Here is a 14971-nt window from a genome sequence, read left to right on the forward strand (position 1 = left end):
TCCTTTGGTCTTCTTCCTGAGCTGTCCGTGTGTCGCATCCTGCAACTTAATCCTTTAGTCTTCTTCCTGAAGATGTTCCCGCCTCGTCCTTGTGCTTATAAATATACGTCATTAACCCTGCGCAACAAGCGCGTAAATTCAATTAAATTACACAAATTGACAAGAGACAAAACACATAAAACAGTAAGCCATTGATAGAAATGAATATAACAATGAATCACGAGTGTAATACTAGGTCTAATACCGAGATAAACACCGTGATGTAACGACTATCTCCCTCACCATAAATAGTCGATGTCTTACACGTCGAAATCTAGCCACTCAGTAGATAATATTGTGAATATAAAATACACAGCATATACCCAAACTAAAGTTGTAAAACTTAAAATTTAACGATAAATAATGTTGTTAAAAACAAACATACCATCAACATCTATAAGTAGATCTAAAGGTAAAGAACCAAGGAAGTAAGTTTATATAAGATGAGATGAGTTATGCCAGAAAATTAGTTGGTGGAAAATCGTAATAAAGCGTTTATTAAATCCCAGATATAGAAAAGGCGGCACAGTGTGCCGCCCTAAAGTCTATACTTTCAATCCATGAAACTTGTAGCAACCCTGCTAAAATCCTGACTCTATTTATTCCGTTAAATTTCCACTTTCCAATCCGTCGGAGTGTCCTTTTGCCTTCCTAGCACAATAAATCGATCCTGATTTATTTCTGTGTTACATCCTGTAACGTAATCCTTTGTCTTCTTCCTGAAGCTGTCCGTGTGTCGCGTCCTGCAACTTAATCCTTTGGTCTTCTTCCTGAAGCTGTCCGTGTGTCGCATCCTGCAACTTAATCCTTTAGTCTTCTTCCTGAAGATGTTCCCGCCTCGTCCTTGTGCTTATAAATATACGTCATTAACCCTGCGCAACAAGCGCGTAAATTCAATTAAATTACACAAATTGACAAGAGACAAAACACATAAAACAGTAAGCCATTGATAGAAATGAATATAACAATGAATCACGAGTGTAATACTAGGTCTAATACCGAGATAAACACCGTGATGTAACGACTATCTCCCTCACCATAAATAGTCGATGTCTTACACGTCGAAATCTAGCCACTCAGTAGATAATATTGTGAATATAAAATACACAGCATATACCCAAACTAAAGTTGTAAAACTTAAAATTTAACGATAAATAATGTTGTTAAAAACAAACATACCATCAACATCTATAAGTAGATCTAAAGGTAAAGAACCAAGGAAGTAAGTTTATATAAGATGAGATGAGTTATGCCAGAAAATTAGTTGGTGGAAAATCGTAATAAAGCGTTTATTAAATCCCAGATATAGAAAAGGCGGCACAGTGTGCCGCCCTAAAGTCTATACTTTCAATCCATGAAACTTGTAGCAACCCTGCTAAAATCCTGACTCTATTTATTCCGTTAAATTTCCACTTCCCAATCCGTCGGAGTGTCCTTTTGCCTTCCTAGCACAATAAATCGATCCTGATTTATTTCTGTGTTACATCCTGCAACTTAATCCTTTGGTCTTCTTCCTGAAGCTGTCCTTGTGTCGCATCCTGCAACTTAATCCTTTGGTCTTCTTCCTGAAGCTGTCCTTGTGTCGCATCCTGCAACGTAATCCTTTGGTCTTCTTCCTGAAGCTGTCCTGTGTCGCGTCCTGCAACTTAATCCTTTGTCTTCTTCCTGAAGATGTTCCTTGTGTCGCATCCTGCAACGTAATCCTTTGGTCTTCTTCCTGAAGCTGTCCTGTGTCGCGTCCTGCAACGTAATCCTTTAGTCTTCTCCCTGAAGATGTTCCTTGTGTCGCATCCTGCAACGTAATCCTTTAGTCTTCTTCCTGAAGATGTTCCTTGTGTCGCATCCTGCAACGTAATCCTTTAGTCTTCTTCCTGAAGATGTTCCCGCTCCGTCCTTGTGCTTATAAATATACGTCATTAACCCTGAGCAACAAGCGCGTAAATTCAATTAAATGACACAAATTTACAAGCGATAAAACACATTAAACAGTAAGTGATTGATAATGCTGCACATAACAATAAATCACGAGTGTAAGACTAGGTCTAATACCGAGATAAACACCACGACGTAACGACTATGTCTCGGTATCCACATAGTCGATGTCTTACACATGGAGATCTATCTACCCAGCAGATAATATCGTGAATACAAAACACACAGAACATACCCAAACTAAAATTGTAAAACTTAAAATTTAACGATAAATAATTTTGTTAAAAACAAACATACCATTAACATCTGTATATATTAGTGTATTTATGCTAGTTTATTTTCCAACCTTTTTTTGCATCTTGAGATAAAGTGATGAAAACACGGATTACAGAATTATTAGGGATTGAACATCCTATCATCTTGCCTGGTATGAGTTGGATATCAAAACCAGAACTTGTGGCTGCGGTTTCCAATGCCGGTGGTTTAGGTATTTTAGCAACTGGGCCATTGAGCCAGGAAGAAACCCGCGCTGCAATTAGAAAGATCCGTGAACTCACCGATAAACCCTTTGGCATTGGCGCAACGCTGCTTATGCCCGGTGCAAAAGAGAATGCGAAAGTCGGTATTGAAGAACAAGTACCTGTGATTAACTTTTCACTAGGTAAAGGTACGTGGATCGTTGAGCAGGTACATGCTTATGGCGGTAAAGTCATTGCGACAGTCGTTAACGAAAAACACGCAAAGTCAGCACAATCAATTGGTGCTGATGCCTTGATGGTCACAGGCCATGAAGCGGCTGCACATGGTGGTGACGTAACCTCACTGGTACTTGTACCTGCGATTGCCAGTGCTGTTGATATACCTGTGATCGCAACGGGTGGCTTTGCTGATGGACGAGGCTTAGTTGCGGCGCTTGCTTTAGGCGCTGACGGTGTGGCCATGGGGTCCCGTTTTGCCACCAGCGAAGAAAGTGCATTGCACAATGACGTTAAACAAGTCATCACCACTAAATCAGAAAACGATACTATTTACTCGAAGAATTTTGATGGTCTTTATGCCCGCGTGCTAAAAACGCCTGCTTCTATTAAAGCAACCAAGAAACCAATGAACTTCGCTTTAGCACTATTTAAATCGGTGAAGGCCGCGAAAATGGTTGATCTACCATTTTGGAAGCTTGTTGCAGGGGTATTTGTGCAGTTCGACAAGATCAAGCAACTATCTTATTTTGGTGCCGCAACAGAGAAACTAGAAGCAGCAACGATTGCAGGTAACCTCACAACAGGCGTGCAATTTATTGGTCAATCGCAAGGTTTGATCAACGATGTACCGAGTGTAGCAGTGATCGTAGAACGTATTATGTCTGAAGCTGATGATGTGATTAGTAAATTAGCCAAGCAGTAAGATGATAATGAGCAAGAGTGTAGTCAACGACACCCTTGCTCATTTAAACTATCCGCGCAATGAGATTATGCTGACCAGTCAGATAACGCTTGTATACTGAAACTTTGCGCTCCAATACGCATAATCACCTCATTTTGTAATATCTCTAAGATCTCCACATCATCACTTAACCAACTACCTTCACGCAAGTCTCGATTATTAAGACGCACACTGCGACTTGTAGCTTTCGACGAATATATATGAGAACTATAATTAATGTCCGGTATTTGCGCGCGTAAATACTCTGGTAAGTCTGCGATGGGTACGGCATTATAACTTTCTGCAACCGCGTTTACAGGGATATTATCGTTATCACTTGTTGCTGTTAACGCACGATTGAACTTAGCCAGTAATTCTGCAGACACCTGCTCATTGGCTAATTCTTCATTCATGGTTAATAGTTCAGAGCGGCTATCCATCTTGGCTTTCGATTGGTTGCTCGGTATCACGATAGTCTCTGAGTGCTTTGCTGAATATGCAGGTGTGACCACTTGTACCGGTATCTTAACCACTGACAGCGGATGTTCAAATTGTATATCCGCTAACTTCAAAATAACAAGTGGATCCGTTTGCTCAACGCCCGTTGAAATATTGCTATTAGCGAGTAAGGTTGGGCTCCATAATGAACTAACGACCAAGCTGACAGTCAATCTGCGTAATTTTTTACTCACTATAAGATTCATTTATCCTCCGCAAGATGTGTTGCCACATTCAATTTAGGCACAGTACTGTCAGCATAATGCACCACAGTCATCATAGTTTGAGGCCCCACAATACCATCGGCACTTAAGCCAGACTGCTGCTGAAAGCGCATCACTTTTTTCATTAATGGCCAATCAAATTTCGCCCCTGACGCCGCTTTCTCACCGAGTACAGCACTGATGTTACGATCTAACCAACGAATTAATTCACCTTTATCGTTTTGCTTTAAGCTATTTTTAAAACGACTTGGCGCTGTCCAAAATAAGGTGAAATCACCACTCCAGTATTGTTCAAACCAGGCTTGGCTCACCAGTATATGACTGCTGCTTAATTGTAGTTCCACCCCCAATGGCGTAATACTCAGTAAGGTCGCGTAATAACCTTCCCCTAAATTATCTAACAGACGTACCACCGCAGGTAAATTATATTGCACTAACTGAGCATAATTACCTTGGCGCTGCAAACAGCGCAAGCTGGCATATTTGGCATTACGGCAAGTGGCATCGTTCAAGGCAATGTCGTAACCCCACTCTTTATATAAAAATTGTGTTGCAGTGCTGCGTTGTCGCGCCGATTTAATATCGCTGAATAAGGCTTTGTCAGACATCACCTTATTACTAGCACGCGCTAACTGAGTCTCTGCGTTGGTCGTGGCGATAATAGGGGTTACCTTGTCGGCTTGTGTGGTGGAACTGTCATCCTCAACAAAATTAAACAGCCCAAACTGAAAACCTGTGATCACTAGTCCAAGACATACAGTGACGGCAAGTGCAGCTAAACTCTGCGCGTATTTATTGGCTTTAACTGGCGTGGTGATAGCAACGGCTGCAACCGCGGATTGAACATGCTGAGAGGTAATTTTATCGTCTCTGGTTTTGAACGCATAATAAAGTGCTTTATCACAAACAAGGTTCACTAAACGGGGAACCCCAGCGGTATGTCGGTGAATGAGTTTTAATATTTTACGACTAAATAGCCCCGGATTACCCGATGCAATACTTAACCGATAAGCCACATAACTGGCCAGTTCTAATTCTGTTAAAGGCAATAAATGATAACGAGCGGTAATACGTTGCGCGAGTTGGCGTAACTCTGGTAGTTTTAGTTTTTGCTGTAATTCTGGCTGACCAATGAGGACGATATGTAACAGTTTTTTGTGTTCCACATCGAGATTGGTTAATAATCGTAATTGCTCTAAGGCCGCTGTTGATAATAACTGTGCTTCATCAATGATAACCACACAGGCTTTATCTTGCTGACAATTATCTAACAGAAAATGATGCAATAAATCGAACAACACTTTTAAACTCAAATTATGCTGATCATAATCAAGTTTAAATTCATCACACAAGGTCGCTAATAATTCTAATTCACTGACTGCTGGATTATGGATATAACCCACAACAGTCGTATTGGTGAGTTCTTGTATCAAGGCGCGCGATACTGTTGTTTTCCCCGTACCAACTTCACCAGTCAACATGATAAAACCACCCGCACCTTGTAACCCATAGGTCAGGTGTGTCAGTGCTTCTTTATGCCTGTCACTCATATAAAAAAAACGGGGATCGGGCGCGATAGAGAAAGGCATTTCTTTTAAATGAAAAAACTCAGTATACATCTATGATTATCATCCTATGATTGATACTTCACGTTAATAGCTAGACAACAAAATGTCAAAAATAGGCGATAAAAATACCACTTTATTCATGAATAAGTCACCAAAGTACCATTAACCACGAACTCAAGCGCCATTACGGTAAATAAAGTAGAAAATAATAATCACCATCAACAGCACAGTTCGAGTTTCTAAACCGTTAAGGTATAATAAGCAAATACCAACAGTTATCTTCAAGTCGTAGTTAAAATCATCATTAAAGTAAATATCTTCAAGCCATTATTAAAGTAAAGTAACAGGGGTTGTTTAGTGCAAATATATTTAGTCGGCGGCGCGGTTCGTGACAAGTTATTATCGCTACCAGTAAAAGATAAAGATTTTGTTGTGGTGGGTGCAACGCCTGCAGAAATGCTTGCGCAAGGTTACCAGCAAGTTGGTAAAGATTTCCCGGTGTTTTTACACCCTAACAGTAAACAAGAATATGCACTGGCACGTACCGAACGTAAAAGCGGTTCAGGTTATACCGGTTTCACTTGTTATGCTGCGCCAGATGTCACCCTGGAACAAGACCTAGTACGTCGAGATCTAACCATTAACGCCATGGTTGAAGATGAGCATGGTCACGTTATCGACCCACTCAATGCCCGATTAGATTTAGATAATCGTCTATTACGTCATATTTCTGAGAGCTTCAGTGAAGATCCATTACGCGTTTTACGTGTTGCCCGTTTTGCCGCGCGTTTTCATCAGCTTGGTTTTACCATTGCCAAAGAAACACTGACATTGATGCAAGAGATGACACAAGCGGGTGATCTTGCCGAGTTAACCCCGGAGCGCGTATGGCAAGAAGTAGAAAAAACCTTATCCGCCGATAATCCAGAGGTGTTTTTTCAAGTACTCAGAGAGATTGGCGCATTGGCCGTTATTCTACCAGAGCTCGATGCGCTCTTTAACTTAGCGGTAAAGAATAGCGAGAATGACAGTACGAGTATCGGCCAGCAAGCATTAACCCAGCTAAAACAATCAGCATCACTATCGACTGATTTAGCAGTCCGCTTTGCGGCGTTAATGCAGCAGCTAGATCACCACCAAATCAGTATTAAAGCACTCGCCAAACGCTGTAAAGTACCTAATGAACATCGGGATTTAGCACTGCAAGTAAGTGCACAACAAGAAAATATTCATAACGCGCGGTCTTTAGATCCCGCAGATATTATCAGACTCTTCGACAATACCGATGCATGGCGAAAACCAGCTCGTTTTCAGCAGATATTGTTGACTTGTGCAAGTAGCCAAGTCAGTAAATTAGTCGATGACTATCAACCGACCCAATACCTGACAACAATGCTTAATGCAGCTTGTGATATTGCAGTACAACCTATCATTGCTGCAGGGTTCCGTGGCGCAGAGATAAAACAGCAATTAACAACGCAACGTATTGCGGCATTAACCCTGTTACGATCTCAATAAGCACTTGTCATAAATGCTAATTAACATGCAAGATCAAAAAAGGCTGCTACTAACAGGTAACAGCCTTTCCACTTTATTCTACTGCTATTTATCGCACTTAACCTCATTTGGCATTGCGGCCATAAGGCGAGTTAAAAAGCTACAGCGCTTGGGTATAGATTAAATAGAACAGACCCGTGCCTAACAGTAAACGATAGATAACAAACGGCAACATGCCGACTTTTTCCAATACTTTCAAAAATACATGGATACAAGCAACCGCACTGAAGAAAGACACCACAACGCCTAAGCCCATAGCAAACCAATCAACAGCGCGAATAGTGGTAATGATCTCCCCCGCTTGCAGGGTTTCAACCACATCACCATGTAAAACCAGTTTAAGTGTTAAATAACCACCCGCCATGGCAATAATCGGGATCGACATTAAGAATGAAAAACGCGCCGCCGCACTACGGCTCAGTCCTAACATCAAGCCAGCCGTAATTGTCACACCCGAACGAGATGTCCCCGGGATCAGTGCTAACATTTGTGCAAAACCTATGATTAATGCGCCTTTCCAACCGGTTTTGTACTCGTCTTTTATCTGCGTCGCATTGGCATCAGCCCACCATAATAACAAGCCAAAGATGATCGTTGTCGTGGCTATCACCGTAGTACTGCGTAGATATAACTCAATCAAATCTTTACCAAAGAAGCCAAAGAAGGCCGCCGGAATAGTTGCTAATAGAATGCACCATGCCAACTGACTGTCTTTACTGTGTTGCTGTTTACATACTGAGTGTACCCAAGCAACGGCCATCGTGCCGACTTCGTCACGGAAATAAATAAGTACCGCTAATAATGTGCCTATGTGTACGGCCACATCAAAAGCAAGACCTTGATCTTCCCAGCCTAATAATTGCGACGGTAAGATAAGGTGAGCAGAACTTGATACCGGTAAAAATTCAGTTAACCCTTGAATTAATGCCAGAACGATCACTTCCAACGTACTCATTCATATTTCCTTTATGGTGATAATTAAAATAAATTAGTTTAAATAAAATTAATGCTTATCAGTAATATTAACCTTACTGATAAGCGATTAACAATTAACAATTAATATAGTTAAGCTAGCTCAGTTATTTTCGGCCATTGCCACTCCGCTAGCTTTAATACCTGTGTTGACTTGTCAAAATCACGCCACAATTCAGCCATGGATAATCCAGACACAGGATGACGTAAATCGGGGGCGAGCGCAGAGAGAGGCCATAACACAAATGCGTGATAAAGAATTTCAGGGCGCGGTAAAACAGGAGGGCCAGATTGGATGATATTATCGAATAACAAGAGATCCAGATCTAACGTTCTCGGTGCATAACGACGATCAGTGGCTTTACGTCCATGTGTGATCTCCAGATCTTTTAAACACTGCATTAATTCGTGAATAGATAACGATGTGGTAAATTCCACCACTAAATTGTAATAATCATCACCAGTGCAATTAACCGCAGCACTTTCGAAAATAGGTGAAACACGACAATCATCAAACCGTTTATCCAGATCTTGCAGCGCATTCGCAACATGATATTCTTTATCAATGTTACTACCGATGCCGATATACACTAAGGCCATTACGCTAACGTTCCATCACGCTGACCACGTTCAATATACACACCGACAGTAGCAGCATTAGCCACCGCACCCGGCTTACTGAGTTTTAAGCTGATCCAAGGGATACCAAACGTCGTCATTAATAGCTCCGCAACTTGCTCAGCCATTGTTTCGACTAACTCAAAAATATTGTTTTGTGCAAAATCTGTGACTAATTTAGCCACAGCAGAATAATCCAATGCTTTAGTAATATCGTCGGTCAATGCTGAAGGGCGATTATCGTGGCCCATTTTTAAATCAAAGACTAATCGTTGAATGATTTCTTTTTCCCAATCATATACACCGATCGTAGTAAAAACTTCCAATTTTTCAATAAATACAATGTCCATGAACTCGTCCGTAATAAACTTGATAGAGGTCGGATACCCTAGCGAATAAAAAACGCGTATGATAGGTTTCTCAATTTTTATTTATATCCAAGATAAACTGCATAATTGTAAGCGGTATGGCAGTACGCAATTTATTAATCGATATAATAATGCAATAATACAGCAAACCTAGAGAAGAATTAATCAGTAATGACCCTATTGAGCTTAATCTTTATCATTTCCGCCTATCTGCTAGGTTCTATTTCTTCAGCAATTCTGATTTGCCGCCTTTTTCGCTTACCTGATCCTCGGAAATACGGCTCATTGAATCCCGGCGCGACAAACGTATTACGGTCAGGAAATAAAGTGGCCGCTGGTTTAGTGTTATTTTTTGATATGCTCAAAGGCGCATTACCGGTTTGGGTCGCTTGGTATTTTAATATGACACCCTTTTATCTCGGACTGATTGCAATAGCAGCCTGTCTTGGTCATATTTATCCCATTTTTTTCCATTTTCAAGGTGGTAAAGGTGTGGCAACCGCATTTGGCGCACTACTGACGATTGGATTTGATTTGGGCGCATCGATTGTCGCTAGCTGGTTATTATCCTTAGCTGTCACAGGGTATTCTTCCGCTGCAGCTATTTTCACAGCCCTCTTCGCCCCTATTTATACCTTAATGTTCAAAGCCCAATATACCCTACCTGTCGCCATGTTATCTTGCCTTATTATTTTACGTCACTACGACAATATCATGCGTTTGCTGCGCGGCGAAGAAACTAAAATTTGGCATAAAAAGAAAAAACGTTAAAATTACAATGTAATAACGAACGTCTATAACGCATTATCATAAAATTATAATCCATAAATATAGCTCGATTGCACTGACTGTATTGCTTGGTTGCACTGAGTTTATAGATTGATTGTACTAACGAAGTTAAATTCAAAGTATAAAAATACTGTTCGTAAATTTTTTATGAAAAATTCGACACAATTAATTAATTTTCAGTTAGAATGCCCCCCATCTGCGGTACGTTATATATCGAAAACTCTTTAACAAGCAAATTGCTTCGTCAAGTGAGTCGGTATAGAAGGGATATAGTGCAGGATGTTTCCGTAAAAGGCCCAGCCGACCTTTTCCGAAAACATCCTTCTATAAAATGTACTTTGAGGTAATCGTAAAATGGACAACGCTCGACCTATTCGCCGTGCACTTATCAGTGTGTCTGATAAAACTGGTATTGTAGAATTTTCTCGCGGCCTAGTAGAACAAGGCGTCGAATTATTATCTACTGGCGGGACAGCTAAACTGCTAGCTGAAAATGACATCCCAGTAATAGAAGTTTCTGACTATACCGGGCATCCAGAAATGATGGATGGTCGTGTTAAAACACTGCATCCTAAAGTACATGGTGGCATTCTTGGCCGTCGTGATATTGATGTTGAAGTAATGTCAGAGCACGGTATCAACCCGATTGATATTGTAGTTGTTAACCTTTACCCATTTGCCAACACTGTTGCCAATCCAGATTGCAGCCTTGCTGACGCCGTTGAGAATATCGACATCGGTGGTCCAACAATGGTTCGCTCTGCAGCTAAAAACCACAAAGACGTGACTATCGTCGTTAACGCGAGCGATTATGACCGCGTATTAAGTGAAATGTCTGCAAACAATACCTCACTGACTCATAAAACCCGTTTCGATCTTGCGATTGCAGCATTTGAGCACACAGCTGCTTATGATGGCATGATCGCAAACTACTTCGGTACTATGGTTCCGAGTTATGGCGACAATACTGAAGGTGATGAAGAATCTAAATTCCCACGCACATTCAACGCTCAGTTCATCAAAAAACAAGATATGCGTTACGGTGAAAACAGCCACCAAAAAGCCGCATTCTATGTTGAAAAGCATACCACTGAAGCATCTGTTGCAACAGCAACACAGCTGCAAGGTAAAGCATTATCTTATAACAACATCGCCGATACAGACGCGGCACTCGAATGTGTTAAAGAATTCGATGCACCTGCCTGTGTGATTGTAAAACACGCTAACCCATGTGGTGTTGCGATTGGTGAAGATATCCTAAGTGCTTACGACAGTGCATTTAAAACCGACCCAACATCCGCATTCGGTGGCATCATTGCGTTCAACCGTGAGCTTGACGCAGTCACTGCACAAGCAATCGTTGACCGTCAATTCACCGAAGTGATCATTGCGCCATCAGTTAGCGCTGAAGCAAGCGTGATCGTGGCAAGCAAGAAAAATGTACGTTTACTTGAATGTGGTAAATGGACAGCTAAAAACGGCGAGTTCGATATTAAACGTGTTAACGGCGGTATCTTAGTACAAGATCGTGACCGTGGCATGGTCGGTCTAGACGACTTAACGGTTGTATCTGAGCGTCAACCAACTGAACAAGAACTCACTGACCTACTATTCTGCTGGAAAGTAGCTAAGTTCGTTAAATCAAACGCTATTGTTTACGCAAAAGATGGCGTTACGGTCGGTGTTGGCGCAGGTCAAATGAGCCGCGTTTACAGTGCGAAAGTTGCTGGTATTAAAGCGGCTGACGAAGGTCTAGTCGTTGAAGGTTCAGTAATGGCATCTGATGCATTCTTCCCATTCCGTGACGGCATTGATGCTGCAGCGGCGGCGGGTATTAAATGTGTGATCCAACCAGGTGGTTCAATCCGTGATAATGAAATTATCGATGCGGCTAACGAACACGGTATGACCATGGTCTTCACCGGCATGCGTCACTTCCGTCACTAAGCACATAAGCTAAACATACAATAAGAGTGGTGACACACCCCGCTCTTATTGTACTGCTCTCATTCAATTATAAATCTTGCTAAGTATCGTAGAGTACCGCCAAGATTAGCGCATAAAGTAAAAGGAATAACAGCATTATGAACGTATTAATTATTGGTGGCGGTGGTCGTGAACACGCCCTAGGTTGGAAAGCGGCTCAGTCTAAACATGTTGAAACGGTATTTATCGCACCGGGTAATATTGGTTCTTCGCTAGAAAACAAATGTAAAAATGTACCAATCCAAGTGGAAGATATTCCTGCATTAGTTGCATTCGCACAAGAAAACAAAATTGAACTAACGATTGTTGGCCCTGAAGTACCATTAGTACTTGGCGTTGTTGATGCGTTCCAAGCTGAAGGTTTGGCTATCTTTGGTCCAACCCAAGGTGCGGCACAATTAGAAGGCTCAAAAGCATTCTCGAAAGACTTCTTTGCACGTCACAATATTCCAACCGCGGCATACCAAAACTTCACTGAGATCGCACCTGCAAAAGCGTATGTAAGTGAAATGGGTTGCCCAATTGTAATTAAAGCTGACGGTCTAGCCGCAGGTAAAGGCGTGATCATCGCTGAAACTGAAGCACAAGCATTTTCGGCAATTGATGACATGCTTGAAGGTAACAAATTTGGTGATGCCGGTGCCCGTGTTGTTATCGAAGAATTTTTAGTCGGTGAAGAAGCAAGCTTCATTGTGATGGTTGATGGCGAGAATATTCTGGCACTAGCAACAAGCCAAGATCATAAAGCGCGTGACAATGGCGATAAAGGTCCAAACACAGGTGGCATGGGTGCTTACTCACCAGCACCAGTGGTAACACAAGCTGTGCATGACTTTGCAATGAATGAAGTAATTCGCCCGACGGTGGATGGCATGAAAGCGGAAGGTAATACTTACACAGGTTTCCTTTATGCAGGTCTGATGATTGCACCAGATGGCACCGCGAAAGTATTAGAATATAACTGTCGCTTTGGTGATCCAGAAACACAACCTATCATGATGCGTTTAAAATCTGATCTTGTTGAGCTTTGTCTTGCTGCGGTTGCAGGTAAACTTGATACTGTGACTGCAGATTATGACGAACGTGCTGCAGTTGGTGTAGTCATTGCGGCTGGCGGTTACCCTGCTGATTACGCAAAAGGCGACATCATTACAGGTCTACCGAAAACTGACTCAACAGAAAGCAAAGTATTCCACGCTGGTACGGCACTGCAAGGTGACAACATTGTGACTAACGGTGGTCGTGTTCTTTGTGCAACGGCACTGGGTAACACAGTGACTGAAGCGCAAGAAAATGCCTATAAACTGGCTGCTCAAATCAGTTGGGAAGGTGCTTTCTACCGTACCGATATTGGTTACCGTGCTATCGCGCGTGAAAACCAAAAGTAGCACAAATAGTCAGACACTATTTTGATGTTATAAAAAAATGAGCAGCCAGAGGTTGCTCATTTTTATGTCTGCAATCACGATTTATGTCTGCAATAACGATTTTTCTACAATACCCAATACGATGACCACTTAGTCAGGACTATTTGTCTACTTTAGGTGGGAATTTACTTAAGATACTTTTCACCACATCTGCAACTAACTTATCCATTTCAGCCGCATCTGTCGACTCAGGTAGACGTTTACTCCCTATGCCTCGCCAAATTAGCTCTAAGCTTGTTGGGTCAATCACATCGATAACGAGACTACCTTGCTGGTATTCATCAATACGGGTTTCTGTGTGCGCGCTCAGTGACATACCTCGGTGCCCATACCCAACACCCCAACCCCAACTTGGTCCGTAACCGGAATAATTATCGTAGCTGCGAATATCGGTTTTCTTTTCCGAGGTAATACTGTAATTGACATAAAAATCAGCGGCAGTCGAAAATTTAAAACCTTGAGCGACCAATTGCTTATCAATGGTCTTAGTAATACGCACATCCATAATACGATTATTCAAATAAGTATTTTCTTTCTCAACTTGTGCCGACTCAGGTAACCAATTAAAGCCTTTTAGCGCGGTGAAATCAGCACTTTTATCGTAATCCGTACTGACTTTAACCGTGGAGCATGCTGTTAAGACTAAGCTAAACAACACCACCAAATAAGCTTTTTTATTAACCAACTGTCTTGCTTTCATAAACCCTCCTCGAGACCCAATACTCTCTATGATTAACGCGTGTTTATTGTTACTAATATGGTTCATTAACAGATAACGATAATAAAAAAGGCGACTCAACCGTCGCCTCTACTGTTATTACTTATTTAGATGCTCTGGTAAATATTATAGTTTATTTAAAATTTCATCCGCTAGCAGTAAATCATCATTTTTATTCACGCCAATACCAGCAGTAATAATCGCCTGTGCAATTTGTTTTGCTTCATCTAACGAATGCATGTGGTAAGTACCACACTGATATTCGTTTAACTCAGGGATCGCGTTTTGATCTTTAACCGTCAACACATCTTGCATCGCCGCTAACCAAGCATCAGCAACTTGTAGCTCAGTCGGGGCGCCAATCAAACTCATGTAAAAACCAGTACGACAGCCCATCGGTGAAAGATCAATAATTTCTACCGTTGCTGAATTAAGGTGGTCACGCATAAAGCCAGCGTAAAGATGTTCTAAGGTATGAATACCCTTTTCACTTAAAATATCTTTATTTGGTACACAAAAACGCAGATCAAAGACAGTGATGGTATCTTTGCTTGGCGTCGCCATGGTCTTAGCGATACGTACTGCAGGTGCATTCATGATGGTATGGTCAACCGTAAAACTATCCAGTAATGGCATTATTAACACTCCGTTGAAATAATTTAATAAACAAATAATAATTTTATGAACCATTGCTTAATGCTGACGTCAGATTAAGTGCAAGAGTTGTTTTTTCATTTTTTGGGAGCCTTATTAAGGCTCCTTTTTTTTATCTATTGCACAACTTTTACAATTATTTATGAACCATAGCTTCATCCTGTAGTCTGATTCATTGCAAGAGTTGTTTTTTCATTATTTG

13 protein-coding genes are annotated in these 14971 nt (G+C 41.4%); 6 read left to right on the plus strand and 7 right to left on the minus strand.

The window, feature by feature from the left end; all coding sequences use genetic code 11:
* Both PE36_RS24775 and PE36_RS17295 read left to right on the plus strand, forming a co-directional pair.
* A partial coding sequence (locus PE36_RS24775; RefSeq protein ID WP_232286604.1) for a hypothetical protein occupies positions 1–195 on the plus strand: 195 nt, incomplete at its 5' end.
* Between the two features lie 2148 nt (positions 196–2343).
* Entirely contained in the window at positions 2344–3372 is a 1029-nt protein-coding gene (locus PE36_RS17295; protein WP_006033355.1) for a nitronate monooxygenase family protein, read from the plus strand.
* Between the two features lie 65 nt (positions 3373–3437).
* On the opposite strand, the gene PE36_RS17300 is transcribed toward PE36_RS17295, so the two are convergent.
* Both PE36_RS17300 and PE36_RS17305 read right to left on the minus strand, forming a co-directional pair.
* Complete coding sequence (locus PE36_RS17300) at positions 3438–4094, minus strand: general secretion pathway protein GspB (protein WP_006033356.1); 657 nt, start codon at positions 4092–4094, stop codon at positions 3438–3440.
* Positions 4091–5731, minus strand: coding sequence for an ExeA family protein (locus PE36_RS17305; protein ID WP_006033357.1), 1641 nt, complete (start codon positions 5729–5731; stop codon positions 4091–4093). The genes PE36_RS17300 and PE36_RS17305 overlap by 4 nt, the downstream gene beginning before the upstream one ends.
* Positions 5732–6037: 306 nt before the next feature.
* Here PE36_RS17305 and PE36_RS17310 point away from each other — a divergent pair, with 306 nt between their 5' ends.
* Positions 6038–7198, plus strand: coding sequence for a multifunctional CCA addition/repair protein (locus PE36_RS17310; protein WP_006033358.1), 1161 nt, complete (start codon positions 6038–6040; stop codon positions 7196–7198).
* A gap of 139 nt (positions 7199–7337) precedes the next feature.
* On the opposite strand, the gene PE36_RS17315 is transcribed toward PE36_RS17310, so the two are convergent.
* The 3 genes from PE36_RS17315 to folB all read right to left on the minus strand — a co-directional run bounded on the left by PE36_RS17315 (position 7338) and on the right by folB (position 9177).
* Complete coding sequence (locus PE36_RS17315) at positions 7338–8192, minus strand: undecaprenyl-diphosphate phosphatase (RefSeq protein WP_006033359.1); 855 nt, start codon at positions 8190–8192, stop codon at positions 7338–7340.
* Between the two features lie 110 nt (positions 8193–8302).
* Complete coding sequence (gene folK, locus PE36_RS17320) at positions 8303–8809, minus strand: 2-amino-4-hydroxy-6-hydroxymethyldihydropteridine diphosphokinase (RefSeq protein ID WP_006033360.1); 507 nt, start codon at positions 8807–8809, stop codon at positions 8303–8305.
* A complete protein-coding gene (gene folB, locus PE36_RS17325) occupies positions 8809–9177 on the minus strand; it encodes a dihydroneopterin aldolase (protein ID WP_006033361.1) in 369 nt (122 codons plus the stop codon). The genes folK and folB overlap by 1 nt, the downstream gene beginning before the upstream one ends.
* 189 nt (positions 9178–9366) lie before the next feature.
* Between folB and plsY the strand changes: the two genes are divergently transcribed.
* The 3 genes from plsY to purD all read left to right on the plus strand — a co-directional run bounded on the left by plsY (position 9367) and on the right by purD (position 13358).
* Positions 9367–9966: a glycerol-3-phosphate 1-O-acyltransferase PlsY gene (gene plsY, locus PE36_RS17330; RefSeq protein ID WP_006033362.1), complete on the plus strand. Its 600-nt coding sequence runs from the start codon at positions 9367–9369 to the stop codon at positions 9964–9966.
* Between the two features lie 372 nt (positions 9967–10338).
* On the plus strand, positions 10339–11931 hold the full coding sequence (purH, locus tag PE36_RS17335; protein WP_006033363.1) for a bifunctional phosphoribosylaminoimidazolecarboxamide formyltransferase/IMP cyclohydrolase: 1593 nt from the start codon (positions 10339–10341) through the stop codon (positions 11929–11931).
* 137 nt (positions 11932–12068) lie between these two features.
* Positions 12069–13358 carry a phosphoribosylamine--glycine ligase gene (gene purD / locus PE36_RS17340; RefSeq protein ID WP_006033364.1) on the plus strand — a complete coding sequence of 430 codons (1290 nt, stop codon included), beginning with the start codon at positions 12069–12071 and terminating at the stop codon, positions 13356–13358.
* Between the two features lie 139 nt (positions 13359–13497).
* On the opposite strand, the gene PE36_RS17345 is transcribed toward purD, so the two are convergent.
* Together PE36_RS17345 and luxS are read right to left on the minus strand one after the other, a co-directional pair.
* Positions 13498–14097: a DUF4136 domain-containing protein gene (locus PE36_RS17345; RefSeq protein WP_006033365.1), complete on the minus strand. Its 600-nt coding sequence runs from the start codon at positions 14095–14097 to the stop codon at positions 13498–13500.
* A 144-nt stretch (positions 14098–14241) separates the two neighbouring features.
* On the minus strand, positions 14242–14751 hold the full coding sequence (luxS, locus tag PE36_RS17350) for an S-ribosylhomocysteine lyase (protein WP_006033366.1): 510 nt from the start codon (positions 14749–14751) through the stop codon (positions 14242–14244).
* Positions 14752–14971 lie beyond the last annotated feature (220 nt).

The sequence above is a fragment of the Moritella sp. PE36 genome (assembly GCF_000170855.1).
Lineage (GTDB): Bacteria > Pseudomonadota > Gammaproteobacteria > Enterobacterales > Moritellaceae > Moritella.